At 63.1% G+C, this 18,304-nt stretch carries 19 protein-coding genes; 12 read left to right on the top strand and 7 right to left on the bottom strand.

Going from position 1 to position 18,304, the window contains the following annotated elements:
• Positions 1 to 23: 23 nt before the first annotated feature.
• Together arsB and arsH are read left to right on the top strand one after the other, a co-directional pair.
• A complete protein-coding gene (gene arsB, locus U5A58_RS25125) occupies positions 24 to 1,094 on the top strand; it encodes an ACR3 family arsenite efflux transporter (RefSeq protein ID WP_321963500.1) in 1,071 nt (356 codons plus the stop codon).
• Positions 1,095 to 1,113: 19 nt separating this feature from the next.
• Entirely contained in the window at positions 1,114 to 1,848 is a 735-nt protein-coding gene (gene arsH / locus U5A58_RS25130; protein ID WP_321963501.1) for an arsenical resistance protein ArsH, read from the top strand.
• Between the two features lie 45 nt (positions 1,849 to 1,893).
• Here the strand turns inward: arsH and U5A58_RS25135 are convergent, their stop codons facing one another.
• Positions 1,894 to 2,925: an NAD(P)H-quinone oxidoreductase gene (locus U5A58_RS25135; RefSeq protein WP_321963502.1), complete on the bottom strand. Its 1,032-nt coding sequence runs from the start codon at positions 2,923 to 2,925 to the stop codon at positions 1,894 to 1,896.
• A gap of 151 nt (positions 2,926 to 3,076) precedes the next feature.
• Here U5A58_RS25135 and U5A58_RS25140 point away from each other — a divergent pair, with 151 nt between their 5' ends.
• Together U5A58_RS25140 and U5A58_RS25145 are read left to right on the top strand one after the other, a co-directional pair.
• Positions 3,077 to 3,961 (top strand): LysR family transcriptional regulator, encoded by an 885-nt coding sequence (locus U5A58_RS25140; protein ID WP_321963503.1) that lies wholly within the window; start codon positions 3,077 to 3,079, stop codon positions 3,959 to 3,961.
• 605 nt (positions 3,962 to 4,566) lie between these two features.
• Positions 4,567 to 5,757 (top strand): succinylglutamate desuccinylase/aspartoacylase family protein, encoded by a 1,191-nt coding sequence (locus U5A58_RS25145; protein WP_321963504.1) that lies wholly within the window; start codon positions 4,567 to 4,569, stop codon positions 5,755 to 5,757.
• A gap of 10 nt (positions 5,758 to 5,767) precedes the next feature.
• Here the strand turns inward: U5A58_RS25145 and U5A58_RS25150 are convergent, their stop codons facing one another.
• Entirely contained in the window at positions 5,768 to 6,211 is a 444-nt protein-coding gene (locus tag U5A58_RS25150) for a VOC family protein (RefSeq protein ID WP_321963505.1), read from the bottom strand.
• A 61-nt stretch (positions 6,212 to 6,272) separates the two neighbouring features.
• Positions 6,273 to 6,944 (bottom strand): glutathione S-transferase family protein, encoded by a 672-nt coding sequence (locus U5A58_RS25155; RefSeq protein ID WP_321963506.1) that lies wholly within the window; start codon positions 6,942 to 6,944, stop codon positions 6,273 to 6,275.
• A 475-nt stretch (positions 6,945 to 7,419) separates the two neighbouring features.
• Here U5A58_RS25155 and U5A58_RS25160 point away from each other — a divergent pair, with 475 nt between their 5' ends.
• The 4 genes from U5A58_RS25160 (at position 7,420) to U5A58_RS25175 (ending at position 10,428) form a co-directional block, all read left to right on the top strand.
• Positions 7,420 to 7,749, top strand: coding sequence for a hypothetical protein (locus U5A58_RS25160; RefSeq protein WP_321910962.1), 330 nt, complete (start codon positions 7,420 to 7,422; stop codon positions 7,747 to 7,749).
• 219 nt (positions 7,750 to 7,968) lie between these two features.
• Positions 7,969 to 9,024 (top strand): aromatic ring-hydroxylating dioxygenase subunit alpha, encoded by a 1,056-nt coding sequence (locus tag U5A58_RS25165; RefSeq protein ID WP_321963507.1) that lies wholly within the window; start codon positions 7,969 to 7,971, stop codon positions 9,022 to 9,024.
• A 34-nt stretch (positions 9,025 to 9,058) separates the two neighbouring features.
• Positions 9,059 to 9,229 carry a rubredoxin gene (locus U5A58_RS25170; protein ID WP_321963508.1) on the top strand — a complete coding sequence of 57 codons (171 nt, stop codon included), beginning with the start codon at positions 9,059 to 9,061 and terminating at the stop codon, positions 9,227 to 9,229.
• Positions 9,226 to 10,428, top strand: coding sequence for an NAD(P)/FAD-dependent oxidoreductase (locus tag U5A58_RS25175; protein ID WP_321963509.1), 1,203 nt, complete (start codon positions 9,226 to 9,228; stop codon positions 10,426 to 10,428). Before U5A58_RS25170 ends, U5A58_RS25175 begins: the two co-directional genes overlap by 4 nt.
• A gap of 177 nt (positions 10,429 to 10,605) precedes the next feature.
• Here U5A58_RS25175 and U5A58_RS25180 read toward each other — a convergent pair whose 3' ends face one another.
• A complete protein-coding gene (locus U5A58_RS25180) occupies positions 10,606 to 11,526 on the bottom strand; it encodes a LysR family transcriptional regulator (protein ID WP_321963510.1) in 921 nt (306 codons plus the stop codon).
• A gap of 170 nt (positions 11,527 to 11,696) precedes the next feature.
• A complete protein-coding gene (locus tag U5A58_RS25185) occupies positions 11,697 to 12,626 on the bottom strand; it encodes a hypothetical protein (protein WP_321963511.1) in 930 nt (309 codons plus the stop codon).
• Positions 12,627 to 12,937: 311 nt separating this feature from the next.
• Between U5A58_RS25185 and modA the strand changes: the two genes are divergently transcribed.
• Genes modA through U5A58_RS25200 form a run of 3 tightly spaced genes read left to right on the top strand, consistent with a single transcriptional unit; the run spans position 12,938 to position 15,095 of the window.
• Positions 12,938 to 13,666: a molybdate ABC transporter substrate-binding protein gene (modA, locus tag U5A58_RS25190; RefSeq protein WP_321963512.1), complete on the top strand. Its 729-nt coding sequence runs from the start codon at positions 12,938 to 12,940 to the stop codon at positions 13,664 to 13,666.
• A gap of 27 nt (positions 13,667 to 13,693) precedes the next feature.
• The gene (gene modB / locus U5A58_RS25195) at positions 13,694 to 14,368 is read left to right on the top strand and encodes a molybdate ABC transporter permease subunit (RefSeq protein ID WP_321910949.1); all 675 of its coding nucleotides are present in this window, start codon (positions 13,694 to 13,696) and stop codon (positions 14,366 to 14,368) included.
• 16 nt (positions 14,369 to 14,384) lie between these two features.
• The gene (locus U5A58_RS25200) at positions 14,385 to 15,095 is read left to right on the top strand and encodes a sulfate/molybdate ABC transporter ATP-binding protein (protein WP_321963513.1); all 711 of its coding nucleotides are present in this window, start codon (positions 14,385 to 14,387) and stop codon (positions 15,093 to 15,095) included.
• Here the strand turns inward: U5A58_RS25200 and U5A58_RS25205 are convergent.
• Positions 15,092 to 15,481 (bottom strand): DUF779 domain-containing protein, encoded by a 390-nt coding sequence (locus tag U5A58_RS25205; protein WP_321963514.1) that lies wholly within the window; start codon positions 15,479 to 15,481, stop codon positions 15,092 to 15,094. The two genes, U5A58_RS25200 and U5A58_RS25205, sit on opposite strands and share 4 nt — an antisense overlap.
• A 58-nt stretch (positions 15,482 to 15,539) precedes the next feature.
• The gene (adh, locus tag U5A58_RS25210; protein ID WP_321963515.1) at positions 15,540 to 17,060 is read right to left on the bottom strand and encodes an aldehyde dehydrogenase; all 1,521 of its coding nucleotides are present in this window, start codon (positions 17,058 to 17,060) and stop codon (positions 15,540 to 15,542) included.
• Between the two features lie 201 nt (positions 17,061 to 17,261).
• Here adh and U5A58_RS25215 point away from each other — a divergent pair, with 201 nt between their 5' ends.
• Positions 17,262 to 18,209: a LysR family transcriptional regulator gene (locus U5A58_RS25215; protein ID WP_321963516.1), complete on the top strand. Its 948-nt coding sequence runs from the start codon at positions 17,262 to 17,264 to the stop codon at positions 18,207 to 18,209.
• The last annotated feature ends 95 nt before the right edge of the window (positions 18,210 to 18,304 follow it).

An 18,304-nucleotide genomic window follows, 5' to 3' on the forward strand; every position in this document is an offset into this window, starting at 1 on the left:
TCTCTTCTTTATCGAGTTGCCCCATGAGCGCCCCCAACGTCGCCGCTTCGCGCAAGACGGCTCCGAAGCCGGCCATCAGTTTCTTCGAGCGTTACCTGAGCGTATGGGTCGCGCTGTGCATTGTCGCGGGCATTCTGCTCGGCCAGGTGCTGCCCGGCGTCTTCCAGACGATCGGCCGGATGGAGTATGCGCATGTCAATCTGCCGGTCGGCCTGCTGATCTGGGTGATGATCATCCCAATGCTCGTCAAGGTCGATTTCGGCGCGCTGCATGAAGTGCGTCAGCACGTGAAGGGCATTGGCGTCACGCTTTTCGTGAACTGGCTGGTCAAGCCATTCACGATGGCGCTGCTCGCATGGCTCTTCATCAAGCACTTGTTCGCGCCGCTGCTGCCCGCCGGGCAGCTCGACAGTTACGTCGCCGGTCTGATCCTGCTTGCGGCGGCCCCGTGTACGGCGATGGTCTTCGTCTGGAGCCGGCTCACCGGCGGCGACCCGCTCTTCACGCTCTCGCAGGTGGCGCTGAACGACAGCATCATGGTCGTCGCGTTTGCGCCGCTCGTCGGCCTGCTGCTCGGCATGTCGGCGATCACGGTGCCGTGGGCGACACTGCTCACCTCGGTCGTGCTTTACATCGTCATTCCCGTGATCCTCGCGCAGATCGTGCGCCACGCGCTGCTCGCCAAAGGGCAGGCGGCCTTCGATGCCGCCATGGCGAAGATCGGTCCGTGGTCGATCTCCGCGCTGCTCGCAACGCTCGTGCTGCTGTTCGCGTTCCAGGGCGAGGCCATTCTGAAGCAGCCGCTCGTCATCGTGCTTCTCGCGGTGCCGATCCTGATCCAGGTGTTCTTCAATTCGGCGCTGGCGTACGGGCTCAATCGCGCGGTTGGCGAAAAGCACAACATTGCCTGCCCGTCTGCACTGATCGGCGCGTCGAACTTCTTCGAACTGGCCGTCGCCACGGCAATCGGCCTGTTTGGTTTCAACTCGGGCGCCGCGCTCGCGACCGTCGTGGGCGTGCTGATCGAAGTGCCGGTCATGCTGCTCGTTGTGCGCATCGTCAACCGGTCGAAGCACTGGTACGAGTGCGCCTGAAGATTCAAGGAGAACAAGTGTGCCTGAGCTGGCGAGTGACCTGACGACCGACCTCCCGCAGGTCGACCCGGTGCTGTTCCGCGTACCCGATATCAAGCGGCTGCAGGCCGCGAAAGCCTCTGTGCATGCGCCGCGCATCCTGCTGCTCTACGGCTCGCTGCGCGAGCGCTCGTTCAGTCGCCTGCTGAGCGAGGAGGCCGCACGACTGCTCACGGCGATGGGCGCCGAAGTCCGCACGTTCAATCCGAGCGGCCTGCCGCTGCCGGACGATGCACCGGACACGCACCCCAAGGTGGCCGAACTGCGAGACCTGGTGCTGTGGTCGGAAGGCATGGTCTGGTGCTCGCCGGAGCGTCACGGCGCGATGACCGGCATCATGAAGTCGCAGATCGACTGGATTCCGCTGTCTGTCGGGGCAGTGCGGCCGACGCAGGGCAAGACGCTCGCGGTGATGCAGGTCAGCGGCGGCTCGCAGTCGTTCAACGCGGTCAACCAGATGCGCGTGCTCGGGCGCTGGATGCGCATGCTGACCATTCCGAACCAGTCGTCGGTGGCGAAGGCATTCACGGAATTCGACGACGCCGGCCGCATGAAACCCTCGGCGTATTTCGACCGCGTCGTGGACGTCATGGAAGAGCTGGTGAAGTTCACGCTGCTGACGCGCGATATCGGTCCGTATCTGGTTGACCGCTACAGCGAGCGCAAGGAAAGCGCCGAGGAGCTGATGAAGCGAGTCAACCAGGCCAGTATCTGAAGTCAATTGGCTCGAAGCGCGTCCGGTTCGCCGGTCATCGAGGTTTCAACCGATGAGGTCGGCGCCTGTCGTGAGCACGATCTTGCCAAAGTGCGTGCCGGAGTCGATCAGCTCGTGCGCACCGCGAGCATCGGCAAGCGCGAACGTCTTGTAGACGACCGGCTTGACGGTGCCGCTCTCGATGAGCGGCCAGACGTGCCGTTCCAGTTCGCTGATGATGGTCGCCTTGTCCTCCGCTGTGCGCGAGCGTAATGTCGAGCCCATATGCGTGAGGCGCTTTGTCAGCATTGGGACGAGGTTGAGTTCCTTCGCCGGCCCTTTGATCACGCCCACCTGGACGATCCGGCCGTCCATGGCGGCGGCTTCATAGTTCCTGCCCACGTAGTCGCCCGCAATGATGTCGAGGATCACGTCGGCGCCTCGCTCGTCGGTCGATCGCTTCGTCTCTGCCACGAAATCGTTCTCGCGATAGTCAATCGCGACGTCCGCCCCCAGCGCGAGGCTGGCCTCGCGATGCGCCTGCGAGCCCACGGTCGTGATGATTTTCGAAGCGCCAAACGCTTTGGCCAACATGGTCGCCGTCGTACCGATTCCTGAAGCGCCGCCGTGGATCAGCACGGTTTCGCCAGCGGCGAACTTGCCGCGCTGGAACAGGTTCAGCCATACCGTCATGAACGTTTCCGGCATGGCTCCCGCTTCCACCAGCGTCAGACCGTTAGGAATGCGCATGGTATTGCAGGCGTGCGCGACTGCGTACTCCGCATAGCCCCCGCCAGGAATCAGCGCACAGACCAGTTCGCCGATGCGCAATTCAGTCACGTCCGCGCCAATGGCAACCACTTGACCCGCCACTTCGAGCCCCGGAATGTCCGACGCGCCGGGGGGCGGATCATACAGCCCCTTGCGCTGGAACACGTCCGGACCGTTGACGGCTGCGGCATGGATGCGAATGAGAACCTCGTCGGCGGCCGGCACCGGCACCGGGCGCGTAGTCGGCACCAGCACCTCAGGGCCGCCGGGTTGTTTGATCTCGATGGCCGTCATCGACGACGGGACGCGAAAAGTTGACGCAGACATGGATACGACCCCTTCTATGGATGAGGCTCGTTTGATCCGGGCGGACCAGTGAACGAGCAACTCTTGAAGCCAGTATAGGGCTCGACTTTGATGAATTCGCGCAGCATTATTCGCATCGTGGGATGCAAATTTGCATCAGGAGGGTGAGGCGATGAACTGGGACGACGCGCGCGTGTTTCTTGCGGTCGAGCGCGAAAAAACGCTTCGTGGGGCGGCCAGAACGCTCAATCTCGATCAGGCGACGGTCGGCAGACGCATCGCGGCACTGGAGCACGCACTGCGCGCCACGCTCTTTCTGCGCACCTCCGACGGATATGCGTTGACCACGGCCGGCGAGGCCGCGCTGAAATCGGCGGAAAAAATGGAGCACGCCGCGCACGAACTCGTCAGACGAACTCAAGGCACCGATACGCGGCTTGCGGGAGACGTACGCGTCACGAGCACCGACTCGATCGCGCTGGAATTTTTGCTTCCCGCCATCGAGCGGTTGCACGCTGCGCATCCGGAAGTGCGCGTGCTGCTGGACACGTCCACGCGCATGCTTAGCCTGGCAAAGCGTGAAGCCGATATCGCGGTCCGCTCAGTGCGCCCGGATAACCCCGATCTGGTCGCGCGGCGCCTCGCCCGGTGGCCGATGGCGCTCTTTGCCTCGCATGCGTACATCGAGCAGCGCGGCACGCCTGTTGCGGGCTCCGCATTCGCGGGTCACGATCTCGTCGTCTATCAGGGAAGCTGGACGGGCCATCGATCGCAGACACTGGCAGGCGAACCGATACACGCGGGGCGCATCGTCTCGACCTTCAATACGAGCCTCATGCTGCGCAGCGCGGTCAAGGCCGGCATCGGCATTGGCGAGCTTCCGATCCATCTGGCCGAACATGACGGACTCGTGCAGCTATGGCCGGAGCCCCCACGTGGGGCTGTCTATGAAATCTGGCTCGTCACGCATCAAGACCTTCGGCATACCGCGCGCATCACAGCGATGATCGAGCATATCGTCGCCGCGTTCGAAGATCACACGATTCACACGAAATAGGCACGCATGGCATCGCGACGGCTGCCATGCGTCTAACGCGACGCTGCGACACTCGCCAATGACCCATCAGCCTCGCACGCCTTCACAGGAGCGTTGCCGACCGCGTTTGCTGCGGGAGCACACGACTCTGTTTCGACAGGCTCGATGGCAGCGGCAAGCCCCGTCGCTGCCCGGACATGGCGTTCAAACAAGGCCCTGAGTTCAGGGCGCAGTCCATCGCCGCGCTGAGCCGCCAGTGCGTGAAGCGAGAGAAACGGCAACATGATAGGACTCCAGTCAATGAGGCGATTCGAGCGCACCCTGCTTCGTCCCGCGATCTCGTCTACGGTGCGCTTGCGTGGACACGATATGGCGTCGCCCCGACGCCGGCACTCCGATTCTTGCTGCCTGATTGCTGTGAGCACGAGAGAACGCTGAGCGCGTACGGCAGGCATCCAGTCCAGCCGTCAGTGCAAGTCTTCGCGGACTGGATTACGCTGATGTTGGGAACAGCGTAGTTGCGACAAGAGCCACTTCAGAACGTTTGGATTCGTCATGTCCAGGAAGCGCAATCGACAAGAGATGGATTGCGCTTCTCTCCACTTGCAATGTACGGAGTCCATGCCATGCAGAGTGAATCGAAGGATGGGATTGCCCGGCGCGATTTCATCAAGACAGCGGTTGCGCTGGTTGGCGCAACGACTGCACTAGCCGGGCATAGCGGTGCCGTGAACGCCCAGGGCACGACGTCGCCACCCGGCCACAGCGGAGGGACGCGCTACACCGGCGATGTGATTCAGGGAAAGAAGGTCATCAGCGCGCTCGACGTCAGTGACCTGGAACGCGGCAAGAAGCATATGTTCTATTTCCAGGGCGTGCAGATGCCGACCGGGCAGGACTGGTATGTGTCGGTCATCGTCGTCTGCGGCGCGAAGCCGGGCAAGCGCGTCGCGCTGATCAGCGGCGTGCATGGCGACGAAATGAGTCCGGTGCATATGATACAAACCGTGATTGGCCAGCTCGATCCGGCGCAAATGTCCGGGACCGTACTGGCTGTGCTCGACGTATCGCGCCCCGCGCTAGAAGCGATGGAGCGCAGATGGCCCAATTCGGGCAGAGGCGTCGACCTCATCGACATCAACCGCGAATGGCCTGGCAATGAGAATGGCGCCAGCGCGCCGAGCCGTCACGCGGGCCTGCTGTTCAACCGGCTCCTGCGGCCGAACGCCGACTACGCATTGGACTTTCATACTGGCACGACGGGCATGGACCTGACGTCATTCAATCTGGCCAGAATGGAGCTCGCCGAGCCGCGCGCGATGGCGGAGCTTTTTCCCATCGCCCAGATTTTCGACAATCCGGCGTATCCCACGTTGCTGGCCAACGCGCTGATCGATGTGGGCATCCCGGCCATTACGCCCGAGATTGGCGCTGCGCGCGTGTTCGATTTCGACCTGATTCCATTGTTTGTCGAAGGCACGATGAACGTGCTCAAGCGTTATGGCGTCGTTCCCGGCGCAATGGGACGCACCGGGCGCGATTCCGGGATTTTTGTTGGCAATAGCGCTCATACGATCCTGACGACGCACGGCGGCTTCGTCGAACTGCTGGTCAAGCTCAACGAGAAGGTCAAGGTGGGGCAGAAGGTGGCGATTCAGCGCAACACGTTTGGCGAAGTGGTTGCGGAGTACACGACTTCGGTTGCAGGCGAGGTGACAGGGCGGCGCAACGATGCAACGGCCGAGCCCCGCATTCCGATCGTGATGATTCTCTATCAGAGCCCGGCCAGAGAAAATCCTGAGGACTACTCCGAGTAATCATGGTGCGCTATTGAATTTGGCCCAGAATGTGAATGAGGTTCCCTTCGGGGTCCCGGATCATCGTCGAGGAAATGGCGGGCGTGAGTGGCGCGTGCGCCCAGACGATTTCCACGTCACGCTTCGCGAGTGTGGCAGTCGTACCCGCAAGATCGGCGCTCTCCAGCACCAGCGCCTTCCAACCCGTTTCGTCCAGGTGCTGCGGCGGCGGTGTGCGCTTTGCCGCGACCTTGGGCGTGCCAATTCGCGAAACGAGTTCGAGCCGGAAGCCCATGCCGTCGAGCATGGCGTAGTCCGCGCCTACGGCATCGAAGTGCCCCTTCGCTGCGATGGCGAGGCCAAGTACGTCGACATACCAGGCAACCATGGCGTCGAGATTCGCAACGGCGAGCGCGAAATTGTGTAGACGTAGTGCGGGTGCAGCCGTTGGCTGCGGCGAATGTGCGGTACTCATGGGCCGGGCTCCTCGTTAGAGAGGCGCATTGCGGACAGTGCCGCGAAGCGCCTGGAAAGCATTAGACGTTTTGGGGGAAGAGGGCGCGACGCGTTTCTTCGTCGAAGTCGGTCTTCAGCGTGAGCCGTTCCTTCAGTGCGAGCGCACGTGCGGCGGCGGGGCGGTTGCCGATCTCGTCTACGAGGCGTTTGACGTTGGCGTAGTCACTCAGACCTTTTTCGCCAAGAATGTAGCCGGCGAACATGGCCCAGCCCCACAACGCCATATCCGCGATCGAATAGTGCTCACCTGCCAGATACCGTGTTTTGGCAAGCCGTTCGTCGAGCACGCGATAGTGACGTTCGACTTCCTTCAGGTAGCGGTTGCGCGCATAGGGCAAGGGCTCCGGCGTGTGGTGCTGGAAATGCACGGCCTGACCGGAGAACGGCGAGAGCCCCGTTGCCACGAACATCAGCCACGAGAGCATTTCGGCGCGCCCGGCAGCATCGGCGGGAACGAACTTGCCGTGCTTCGTGGCGAGGTGCAGCAAGATGGCATGCGAATCGAAAACGGTCGCGTCTTCGTCGGTGATGGCGGGCACCTTGCCGTTCGGATTGACGTCGCGGAATGCCGGCAGATGTTGCTCGCCCTTGAACGTGTCGACGGCGATCAGATCGAACGGCAATTCCAGCTCTTCGAGCAGAAGGGCCGCCTTCATGGGATTCGGCGATGGGTGGAAGTAAAACTTGATCATTGAGGTTTCCTTTGTAAAACAGGGGAGAAGGTCATCGGAGATGAAGCAGTAGTTCAAACCCGCGTGGGTCGCGCGCACTGCGAGACTGAGCGCGTCTCACTGACGTAATGGTGGGCGAGCAACGCGCGATTGCCGTTCGAACTGGCGGATGAAATCGTTCGACAGCGTCGAACATGTTGCTGCGTGGGTGTGTCGTGGTGGGGGAGTGGATTGACGGCGGCGACTGGACATGCCGCGCGCCTTTCGTGAAGCCTTCTCGGATAACTTCCGATTCCTCTACGCAATCACCGCTTGCGGACCGTTGATGGATTTTGCGACTAACGGTCTGCGTTTTTGCCACGCTGCGAAATGACATTGACGCCGTGGAGGGTGTGCCGCCCGCAAGACGCTATCCAGAGAACGAAGGGCCCAACATTCAGGCACGAGGAATGCGGATTTTGATTCGTGACGATCTACGCGATTGGGGGAGGCCCTCATGCAAATTCAATCGACCCGATGGTTTCCGTTGGCCCGGTATGCGCCGGTTCGCGAGGGATGGTATGAGGTCCGCCTTGTAAGCGGGGATACGGCGTTTGCGAATTTCGCCGCCGGCGAATGGACCGAAAAGCCGCTACTCGTCTTCACGCACTGGCGCGGCCTGAGTTCAGATCCGGCCAGGTCTGCCGACGTCGAGACGATTGACGCGGCAGCGACGGCAGCGGTCGGCGTACGCGCGGTGTGGAATGCGTTCTTTCCTGGCGTTGGCGACGAGCAGCATAAGCCGCTCGAGGCGATTCACGACGCACCGGTGAAAGACGGCAAGTGACAAGTGACGCCGCGCCTTTACGAGCCTTACATCGGTACGTACGCTTCGGCTGCGGTCCCGGCAGTCTGGATGGCGGTGAGTCCATGTTGATCGGAGCATGGACTACATCGCCGGCGAGGGATGGGAGAGACGCTCTCAACTGAATATCGTTGTGTACACGGCGTGACCGGCAGAGCGGTCAGCACGCCGCGACGAATTCACACGATTCAGGAGACACGCATGAGCGAACCCCAAGTGGTGGCGCTGACCCGTGCAGGGTCGGCCGTCATGCCCCGCAACTGCACTTTCGATTCCCGCGACTGGGAAATCTTGCACCGCTACTGGCACCCCGTTGCCTTCGCGCACGACCTGAGCGATAAGCCGCTCGGTGTCACGTTGCTCGACGAAGCGCTCGTTTTGTTCCGCTCGGAAGGGCGGATCGTCGCGGCGCGCGATGTGTGTCCTCACCGGGGCGCGCCACTGAGCCACGGTTGGATGAACGGCGCGAATCTCGTTTGTCCCTATCATGGGCTCGAATATGGCGCGAGCGGCAAATGCAGCTTCATTCCCTCGCAGCCGGAAGGCCCGATTCCCGAGCGCCTGTGCCTGACGACGTATGCCGCGCAAGAAGCGTATGGGCTCGTGTGGGTGTCGCTTGGTGGCGGCGAGCTGCCGTTGCCCGAGTTCCCTGCGTGGAACACGGAGGGGTATCAGCAAATCCTTCCGCCATCTATCGATATCCACGCCTCCGCCGGGCGGCAAACCGAAGGCTTTATCGACGTTGCGCATTTTGCGTGGATTCATCACGACAGCTTTGCAGAACGCAGAAATCCCGTTGTTCCGCAGTACTCTGTGGAGCGGCGCCCGAACGGCTTGCGTGCGGAATACGTGAGCACCGTGAGCAATTTCCCGAAGTCGATGCAGCATCGTGCGCCTGAGGGTTTTCTGTGGCGCAGGGTGTTCGAGGTCGATGTGCCGTTCTTCGCGCGGCTGACGGTGCACTTTCCCGAGAATGGACGATTGGCAATCCTCAATGCCGCAAGCCCGGTGTCCGCACGACTCACGCGCCTGTTTGTGCCGATCGCCCGTAACTTCGACAAGGACTTGCCGCTCGACGACGTCTATGCGTTCAACCGTCAGGTATTCGAGGAGGATCGCGCGATTGTCGAGTTGCAGTGTCCCGAAGAACTGCCCGTCGACCGCTCCCAGGAGGCGCCGATTCTCGCCGATCGCTCGTCCGGTGCGTACCGGCGCGCGCTCGCGGAGATCGGGCTGGGGCAGCGCTATGTACGTTGACTCTGTGCGTTGATGTGGCGGGAGAGGAAAGACCATGAAGATCTGGGAGTGCGTGATTTGCGGGTTTCGCTACGACGAGGCCAAAGGGCTGCCCGAAGCGGGCATCGCGCCCGGTACACGCTGGGAAGATGTACCTGAGGACTGGACGTGCCCGGACTGCGCGACGGGCAAGCACGACTTCGAAATGCAGGTGGTGACCGTATGAGCGAGCATGTCTTTGGCGGGGCGCAAGGCGATCCACTCGTGATCGTCGGCACGGGCCTCGCGGGCTATACGGTGGCGCGCGAGTTTCGCAAGCTCGACGCCCACACGCCTATCGTTATCGTGACCCGCGACGACGGCAGGTTCTATTCGAAGCCCACATTGTCGAATGCGCTCGCGATGAAGAAGGCGCCGCACGAACTCGCGAGCTTCGACGCGCAGGCGATGGCCGCGCAACTGGATGCACGTATCTGGACCCATCGCCATGTCGAACGCATCGCGCCAGACGAGCGCGTTGTTGTCGTCGATGGGCAGCGGTTGCGCTATCGCGCGCTGGTGCTCGCGCTGGGTGCGGACCCGCGGCGCGTGCCGATCGAGGGCGATGGCGCGGCAGACGTGCTGTCGATCAACGATCTCGGCGACTACGCACGTTTTCGCGAGGCGCTTGCGTCGCGTCATTCGGTGGCCATACTCGGCGCGGGTCTGATCGGGTGCGAGTTCGCGAACGATCTTGTCGCAGCGGGGCACCCGGTGTGCCTGATCGATCCGGCCAGCGCACCGCTCTCGCGGCTGCTGCCGGAGCTGGCGGGTGCAGTATTCGCCAGTGCGTTGTCCCGCGCAGGCGTCGACGTTCGGCTCGGCATCGGGGTCGCTGCCGTTTCGAGGCGCGATCCGGGATATCGTCTAACGCTTACGGATGGCGCCACGGTCGAGGCCGATATCGTGATCTCGGCGGTCGGCCTCGTGCCGCGAACGGCGCTAGCGAGCGCGGCCGGCTTGCGCGTCGATGGCGGCATCAACGCGGATGCGTGGTGCCGCACCAGCGCGCCGGACGTCTATGCACTCGGCGACTGCGCGGCCATCGACGGCCGGGTGCAGCCCTATGTGTTGCCGATCATGCATGCAGCGCGTGCGCTCGCGCGCACCTTGTCGGGAACGCTCACGCGCGTCGATTTTCCGGTGATGCCCGTTGTCGTGAAGACGCCGGCGGCGCCGGCCGTTGTCGCGACACCGGGCATGCCGGGCGGACGCTGGAGCGTCGAAGTGGCCACGTCCGAGTCGCCTGAGTCGGTACGCGCGATATGTGAAGACGCGGAGACGAAGCGTGTCACCGGCTTTGCTCTCATTGGCGGCGCCACCGCGCACAAGGCCGCGCTATTGAAGCAGATGGCGTCCGTCTCGAACGGGGTGGAACGGGCATAGCATCACGACAACCGGACGCGGTCACGCGCGTCCGACGACAGGCAGCTTCCACTGACCGACCCCTGTTGCGCTCTGGCGTTCGTATCCGGTTACCAGTCTGCCGGGCACGAGCGCCGGACGTTTGCCGCCGCGAGCCATGCTCGCGGCTCTTTTTTAAAATGATTCGGATTCCGAAATTTATCGCGCGAGTCCCTTGGCGATTTGGGCCACGAGATGGCGCAGCCAGATTGCGGCCGCACCGCGATGCGTGCGGTCGTGCCAGAGCTGGTAGTAGGTGAGCGCCTGGCGCTCGCCGGGAATGGGCTCCATGCGCAGATCGAGCAGGTCGCAGTAGTGCGTGGCCAGCGCGCGCGTGGTCGTGAAAAGCAGGTTCGATCGCATCAGCACATACGGCGCCATGCCAAAGTACGGCAGGCTGGTCGTCACGTTGCGTGACAGGCCGCTGCGGCCCAGTTCGATATCGATGGTGCCGAGGCCCGCCGCATGATGCGTGGTGACGGCCAGGTGCGCGGCCTCCTGATACCTCTCCCGGGTCAGCCTGCCGGGCTTGATCGGGTGTTGCGCGCGCATCAGGCAGACGAGTTCGTCCTTGCACAGCGGCTGGAGGTGCAGGTGCTCGGGCGGTGTGCGCCAGTTGCCGATCACGAGGTCGAGCGCGCCGCTTTCCAGACCGTGCTCGTAGCCGCCATTCACCATCATCAGATGCTGAAACTCGATACGTGCGCGCGGCGCTTCGGTATGGAACGCATCGACGATCGCGGGCAGGAAAAACACGTCCAGATAGTCGGGCGAACCGATGTGAAAAGTCCTGCGTGTCGTGGCCGGATCGAATGCCGTGGTGGGATGCAGCACGGCGGCGATGCCCGCCAGCGCCTGCGCCGTGGGCTCGATCAGCGTGAGCGCGTGCGTCGTGGGCACCATATGGCTGCCGCTGCGCACGAGGAGCGGATCACCCGTCATCGCGCGCAGTCTGCGCAGTGCGACGCTGATTGCCGGCTGCGTTTGGCCGAGCAGCGCGGCAGTGCGCGAGACACTGGCTTCGCAGATGAGCGTATGGAGAACCTTCAGCAGATAGGAGTCGATGACTTCCCGGGACATGCAGACCACCGTTTCGATTGACGCCGTTCCTAGCTATATACGGTTCGATATAACGGTGCGTCAATTCCGGGGAAATGCCTGGCCACGCGTGTGTGCCTTGCAGATTCGGGCTTATAACGGAAGGTGCATCTGCACTATTTGCGAGGCCGCATGCGCTCGCGCACGACCGCTTAGTGATTTGCGCTTGCCTCGCTGCTCGCGAGCGCGAACGCGCGAATGGCGCTGGTCGTCGCATTTGCGCCTTTCGCCCGGTCGACGACAAGGACACGATGGTGCGGCTCGTCGACGGCGACGCCACGCGCGTCCTGGAAGTCGTCGGCGAGGCTCGACACCGTGCCGTCCGGCGCGATGCGGCAGAATCCGTGCGCGCCGCATTTTGTGTAGAGCGCTCCGGATGCATCGGCGGCGAGCAGGTCCGGGCTTTCGATTTTCGCGAACGCCGTGCCGCTGTGGGAGGGCTCTGGTTTGGCCATCAATCCGGCGAGGTCGTAGCGCAGAATCTCACCCGCGCCCTGGTCCGCGACAAACAGCGCGCCGCCGTGGACCGCGATTCCCACAGGCTTCGCAAGACCACTGACGAGATCGCGCTCGGTAGCGGCGTACGTCGTCAGGTCGTAGCTCACGAGGCTGACGCCGCCCGTTGGCGGCTCGTTTTCCCGCTTGATGAACCAGCTCGACAGCGCGCGCCCGGGACCGATCGATACGAGTCCCAGTCTGCGTCGCCCGGAAGCCGGACCGCTCAGGGCATGGACCTCACCGGCGGCGGAAACGACGAAGAGGGCGCCTGACTTGCCGAAGCCAAATCGTTGGGCGAGCAGTGCGTCAGGCCGCAGGAACGCGAACTGGCTGAGGCTGTTGGGCTGACCCGCGATAGCGGGCAGGCTGGCATACGGGCGGAAGTCCGACTGGTTCGAAGACCACAGGATGCTGTTGCTCCGGTCGTCGGTGATGAATAGCGCGCCGTCACCGGGACGCACGGCGATTGCGTTCGGCTGGGCATTCAGCTCGATGCGCGCGGGCGCGGAAAGTGGCGCGCTGTGACAGCCCGCGACGGCGAGGAGCGTTGCTGCCAGCGCGTGCCATTTGAGCCGCCGCGCCATTCGACCTGCACTAAAGGCTCTCGCTAATCTAATTCCCGGCATGACGGCTCCTGACATGGCGTTCGGGTGAGGGCGCATCGCAACTCCGGAGCGCAGAAAAGCGGATTCTACGTTGATAGTGCGTTCGTCATGCAACGGCTAGATATTCTGAATCAGCGCGCCAAGCTCGACTATCGCTATATACAGTGTAATATTTCGATTCCGGAACATTACATTGCTTTCACGTTGATCCATTCTTCCTGAGATAACAGACCATGCGGGTATCGTTCCCACGTTCTCTGAAGCAGACATTGTTTGTCATCGGCGTCGGCATGATGGCCGTTTGCGCGAACGCACGCGCCGACGAACTCATCGTCTCCGCCGCGGCGAGCCTGACCAATGCGTTCAAGGCGATTAGCGCGGCATACGAGCAGCAGCACCGGGGCACGAAGGTACTGCTGAACTTCGGCGCCTCCGACGTGCTCATGCAGCAGATCGTGAAGGGCGCGCCCGCCGACGTGTACGCGTCGGCAGACCAGAAGGCGATGGACAAGGCCGTCGCCGAGAAGGTGGTCGATCCCGCCACGCGCCAGGATTTCGCGGCCAATGCGCTGGTGCTGATCGTGCCGAAGGACAGTTCGTTCATGCCGACGTCGCTCGACGCACTCGCGCAACCGGGCGTGAAGCGTGTGGCGTATTGCGATCCGGCGTCGGTGCCGATCGGCCGCTACGCGAAAGGCGCGCTCGAAGCGGCGGGCCTGTGGGACGCGGTGAACGCGAAAAGCGTGCTGGCGGGCGACGTGCGCCAGAGTCTCGACTACGTCTCGCGTGGCGAGGTCGACGCGGGCTTCGTGTTCGCCACCGACGCCGCGATCATGCCCGAGCGCGTGAAGGTCGCACTGACCGTGCCGACGCAAACCCCCGTGACTTATCCGATTGCGCTCGTGGAGGGCAGCCGCCATGCAGCGGATGCGAAGGCCTTCATCGCCTACGTGCTGTCGCCCGCCGGGCAGACCATACTCGCGAAGTATGGCTTCAAGCCGGCCGGCGCGGCGCACTGATCCGCCCGCGCAAGAGGAGCGCCCCTCATGGGACAGGTCTGGGTTCCGCTGCTGCTCTCGCTGAAGGTCGCCGGCTGGGCCACGGCGTTGAACGTCGTGTTCGGCGTGGCCGCCGGCTACGGTCTCGCGCGCTGGCATTCCGGCGCGCGAGACCTGCTCGATTCGCTGCTGACGCTGCCGCTCGTCATGCCGCCCACGGTTCTCGGGTACTACCTGCTCGTGCTCGTCGGGCGGCGCGGCGTATTTGGCCGCTGGCTCGACAGCCTCGGCATCCAGCTCGTGTTCACGTGGCAAGGCGCCGTCCTGGCGTCGATGGTGGTGGCGTTCCCGCTCGTGCTGAAGTCGGCGCGCGCCGCGTTCGAATCGGTCGATCCGCAACTGGAGCGTGCTGCTCGCACGCTCGGCATCAGCGAGGCCGCGATCTTCTTTCGCGTGACGCTGCCGCTCGCCATGCGCGGCATCGTGGCAGGCACGCTGCTCGCGTTTGCGCGCGCGCTCGGCGAGTTTGGCGCGACGCTGATGATCGCGGGCAATCTGCCGGGCCGCACGCAAACGCTTTCCGTTGCGATCTATTCGGCTGTGCAGGCCGGCGACGACAGCACGGCGAATTTCCTCGTGGTCGTCACCTCGGTCACGTGCGTCGTGATTCTCGTGCTCGCGGGCAGGCTGGTGCCGCAGCACTCGCTGTTGACCTCGCGTTGATCTCACGCTTAGCGCCATGTCCCTGACCGTCGCTGTCCGTAAAACGCTCGAATCCGCCGGACGCCGTTTTCTGCTCGACGTCGCGTTCGAAACGCACGCACAGCGCGTCGTGCTGTTCGGTCCATCGGGTTCTGGGAAGACGCTGACCCTGCAGGCGGTCGCGGGCCTGCTGAGGCCCGACGAAGGCGTGATTCGTCTGGGCGAGCAAGCGCTGTTCGACAGCGCGAGCGGCATCGACCTGAAGCCGCAGATGCGCCGGATCGCGTATCTGTTCCAGGACTACGCGTTGTTTCCCCATCTGAATGTGCAGCAGAACATTGCGTTCGGGCTGCACAAGGGATGGTTCAATCCGGCGCGCCGCGATGCGCATGCCGACGTCGAATACTGGCTCGATGCGCTCGAGTTGCGCGGCGTGGCGGGCAGCCATCCCGTGCACCTTTCGGGCGGCCAGAAACAGCGCGTGGCGCTCGCGCGGGCGCTGGTCTCGAAGCCGCAGCTGCTGCTGCTCGACGAGCCATTCTCGGCGCTTGATCACGCGCTGCGCGAACGTATGCGCCGCGAACTGCTGGCGCTGCAGACGCGCCTGGACATTCCCATGCTGCTCATCACGCACGACCCCGAAGATGTCGCCGCGTTTGGCGACGAGGTGGTGCCGCTCATCGACGGGCACGTCGACACCGAGGCGCTTCCGGGTGCTCTCACGCATCGCATTCGCGCGATACCCTAACTCCGTACGTGCTCGACAGGATGGTGGTCGAGCCACGCCGATTCCGCGTCGTCGTACAGCCGCGAGCGCGTGAGAAAGCGCAGCCCGGTTGGGCGCTCCAGCGAGAACATGCCGCCATTGCCTGGCACGCAGTCGATAATGAGCTGCGTGTGCTGCCAGTATTCGAACTGCGATTCGCTCATGTAGAACGGTGCGCCCGCGATCACGCCGAGCTTCACATCGGCATTGCCGACCATGAACTCGCCCGCGGGAAAGCACATGGGCGCGCTGCCGTCGCAGCAGCCGCCCGACTGGTGGAAAAGCACTGGGCCGTGCTGTGCCACAAGCTTTTGGATCAGCGCGACGGCCGCCGGCGTTGCAACGACGCGGGACACCTCTTCGGCCATGGTCAGCTCTCCCAACCGTTCCGCGCCCCGCCTCACGCGGCGAGGCGCGCAGCACACATCAGAAAAAGCCGAGCGGCTTGTCGCTATAGCTCACCAGCAGGTTTTTCGTCTGCTGATAATGGTCGAGCATCATCTTGTGGTTCTCGCGCCCGATGCCCGATTGCTTGTAGCCGCCAAACGCCGCGTGCGCCGGGTAGGCGTGATAGCAGTTCGTCCACACACGCCCAGCCTGGATCGCGCGGCCGAAGCGGTAGGCACGCGTGCCGTCGCGCGTCCAGATGCCGGCGCCAAGCCCGTAGAGCGTGTCGTTGGCGATTTGCAGCGCTTCTTCCTCGGTCTTGAACGTCGTGACCGAGACGACTGGCCCGAAGATTTCCTCCTGGAAAATGCGCATCTTGTTGTGGCCGCGGAACACGGTTGGCTTGATGTAGTAGCCATTCTTCAGCTCGCCATCGAGCGGGTTGCGCTCTCCGCCCGTGAGGCATTGCGCGCCTTCCTGCTTGCCGAGATCGAGGTACGAGAGGATTTTCTCGAGCTGCTCCTGCGAGGCCTGCGCGCCGATCATCGTTTTCGGATCGAGCGGATGCCCCTGAACGATCGCGCCCACGCGCTTGAGCGCGCGTTCCATGAACCGGTCGTAGATTTTTTCGTCGACGAGCGCCCGCGACGGGCACGTGCACACTTCGCCCTGATTGAGCGCGAACATCGTGAAGCCTTCCAGCGCCTTGTCGAGGAAGCTGTCGTCGTGATCCATCACGTCGGCAAAGAAGATATTGGGGCTCTTGCCGCCCAGCTCCAGCGTGACGGGAATGATGTTCTGGCTCGCATACTGCATGATGAGCCGGCCCGTCGTGGTTTCGCCCGTGAAGGCGATCTTCGCGATGCGCTTGTTCGAGGCGAGCGGCTTGCCCGCTTCGAGCCCAAAGCCGTTCACCACATTGACCACGCCGGCGGGCAGCAGATCCTGGATCAGCTCGATCAGCACGAGGATCGAGGCCGGCGTTTGCTCGGCGGGCTTGAGCACGACGCAGTTGCCGGCGGCGAGTGCCGGCGCGAGCTTCCAGGTGGCCATCAGGATCGGGAAATTCCACGGAATGATCTGGCCCACCACGCCGAGCGGCTCGTGAAAGTGATAGGCGACCGTGCTGTCGTCGATCTGCGAAATGGCGCCTTCCTGCGCGCGGATCGCGCTCGCGAAATAGCGGAAGTGATCGATCGCGAGCGGAATATCGGCGGCCATGCTCTCGCGCAGGGGCTTGCCGTTGTCGATGGTTTCCGCCACCGCGAGCCGCGTGAGATTGGCCTCGATGCGCTCGGCGATCTTGTTCAGCAGATTCGCGCGGTCGGCCGGGGCGGTGCGGCCCCAGGCGTCCTTCGCCTTGTGGGCGGCGTCGAGCGCCAGCTCGATATCGGCTTCGCGTGAACGCGGGATCGACGTGAACGGCTCGCCTGTGACCGGCGAGATGTTGTCGAAGTACTCATTGCCGACGGGCTTGACCCACTGCCCGCCGATGAAATTGTCGTATTGCTTGCGGAAGGGAAATTCCGTGGTGAGATATTGCAGTTCTGCGTGGTTCATGGGCGTGCTCCTCGCATATCGGCCGAACAGGGGTTGGACCGCTTCGTTATATCGCAAGGAATACTACGCCCCTATTCGGACAATTTCCGAAGTTTTGGTTTTGCGCCGCACAAGCCGGGAGCGACAGCGCCGGCGCCAGGTCGGCACCGGGGAAGAATTCGCGTAATATATCACCGAATATATCGAGGGGCGAAACGCGCGATGTTCATCCGGCAACTCAACTACCTGGTTACGTTGGCAAAGGAGCAGCATTTCGCGCGCGCTGCGGAGCTTTGCAACGTGACGCAACCGGCACTTTCGTCCGCGATACGCAGTCTCGAGAACGAACTGGGGCTCGTGATCGTGAGGCGCGGCCGCCGCTTTCTCGGGTTCACCGAGGAAGGCGAGCGCGTGCTAGGTTGGGCACGGCAGACGATCGCGGCGCTCGACCATATGAGGCAGGACGTCTGCGCTTCGAACCTGTTGACCGGCACCGTGAGGATCGGGGTGATTCCCACGACGATGCCAGTCGTGAGCCTCATCATCGCGAGCTGTCGTGAAGCGCATCCCATGCTCCGCTATGCGGTGCGCTCGTTGAGTTCGGACGCCATATTGCGGCAGCTCGACGAATATGAGCTCGACGTTGGCTTCACCTATCTCGACGATCACACACAGGCCGGATTCGAGGTGCTGCCGCTCTACCGCGAACGCTATGTCCTGGTCTCGCCATCCGGATCGGGTGAACGTGCGCGCACCGGTGCCGCGCGTTGGGACGCACTGGGCGATTTGCAGTTTGGTCTTCTGGACTCCTCAATGCAGAATCGCCAGGTCATCAACGCCGCATTTCGTCGCGCGGGCGTTCAGCCCAAAGTCGTTGTCGAGGCTGACTCGTTGCTCACCTTGATGTCGAATGTCCTGCATGCAGGGCTTCACACGGTATTGCCTCATAGCGTGCTGTGCGTCAACGACAGTACCGGGCGGGACACGGTCACTCCGCTCGAGCCCGAACTCACCCGGGAGATCGGCCTGATAGCCCGCGATCTTCCGTCCCGCCCGCCGCTCGTGGCAGCCCTGTGGCGGGCCGCGAAACACCTCGATCTGCAGACGAGGTTCGACGCATTTCTGGATCGGCCGCACGCGATTGGCGAAGTGCCGGCTGGCGTTTCATAAGCCGCACTTATCAGGTGATACGTCGAAAAGATTGGATCTGCATTCCGCTTCTCGTTGACACTCTGTCCGTCGATCAGTCGCAGGTAGCGCGATCG

The sequence above is a fragment of the Paraburkholderia sp. J7 genome (assembly GCF_905220155.1).
Taxonomy (GTDB): domain Bacteria; phylum Pseudomonadota; class Gammaproteobacteria; order Burkholderiales; family Burkholderiaceae; genus Paraburkholderia.

Excerpts from the sequence above, each read along its gene's own strand:
- arsB (WP_321963500.1), top strand. The coding sequence starts at position 24 with ATGAGCGCCCCCAACGTCGCCGCTTCGCGCAAGACGGCTCCGAAGCCG.
- U5A58_RS25135 (WP_321963502.1), bottom strand. The coding sequence starts at position 2,925 with ATGTCTGCGTCAACTTTTCGCGTCCCGTCGTCGATGACGGCCATCGAG.
- U5A58_RS25140 (WP_321963503.1), top strand. The coding sequence starts at position 3,077 with ATGAACTGGGACGACGCGCGCGTGTTTCTTGCGGTCGAGCGCGAAAAA.
- U5A58_RS25145 (WP_321963504.1), top strand. The coding sequence starts at position 4,567 with ATGCAGAGTGAATCGAAGGATGGGATTGCCCGGCGCGATTTCATCAAG.
- U5A58_RS25150 (WP_321963505.1), bottom strand. The coding sequence starts at position 6,211 with ATGAGTACCGCACATTCGCCGCAGCCAACGGCTGCACCCGCACTACGT.
- U5A58_RS25155 (WP_321963506.1), bottom strand. The coding sequence starts at position 6,944 with ATGATCAAGTTTTACTTCCACCCATCGCCGAATCCCATGAAGGCGGCC.
- U5A58_RS25160 (WP_321910962.1), top strand. The coding sequence starts at position 7,420 with ATGCAAATTCAATCGACCCGATGGTTTCCGTTGGCCCGGTATGCGCCG.
- U5A58_RS25165 (WP_321963507.1), top strand. The coding sequence starts at position 7,969 with ATGAGCGAACCCCAAGTGGTGGCGCTGACCCGTGCAGGGTCGGCCGTC.
- U5A58_RS25170 (WP_321963508.1), top strand. The coding sequence starts at position 9,059 with ATGAAGATCTGGGAGTGCGTGATTTGCGGGTTTCGCTACGACGAGGCC.
- U5A58_RS25175 (WP_321963509.1), top strand. The coding sequence starts at position 9,226 with ATGAGCGAGCATGTCTTTGGCGGGGCGCAAGGCGATCCACTCGTGATC.
- U5A58_RS25180 (WP_321963510.1), bottom strand. The coding sequence starts at position 11,526 with ATGTCCCGGGAAGTCATCGACTCCTATCTGCTGAAGGTTCTCCATACG.
- U5A58_RS25185 (WP_321963511.1), bottom strand. The coding sequence starts at position 12,626 with ATGGCGCGGCGGCTCAAATGGCACGCGCTGGCAGCAACGCTCCTCGCC.
- modA (WP_321963512.1), top strand. The coding sequence starts at position 12,938 with ATGATGGCCGTTTGCGCGAACGCACGCGCCGACGAACTCATCGTCTCC.
- modB (WP_321910949.1), top strand. The coding sequence starts at position 13,694 with ATGGGACAGGTCTGGGTTCCGCTGCTGCTCTCGCTGAAGGTCGCCGGC.
- U5A58_RS25200 (WP_321963513.1), top strand. The coding sequence starts at position 14,385 with ATGTCCCTGACCGTCGCTGTCCGTAAAACGCTCGAATCCGCCGGACGC.
- U5A58_RS25205 (WP_321963514.1), bottom strand. The coding sequence starts at position 15,481 with ATGGCCGAAGAGGTGTCCCGCGTCGTTGCAACGCCGGCGGCCGTCGCG.
- adh (WP_321963515.1), bottom strand. The coding sequence starts at position 17,060 with ATGAACCACGCAGAACTGCAATATCTCACCACGGAATTTCCCTTCCGC.
- U5A58_RS25215 (WP_321963516.1), top strand. The coding sequence starts at position 17,262 with ATGTTCATCCGGCAACTCAACTACCTGGTTACGTTGGCAAAGGAGCAG.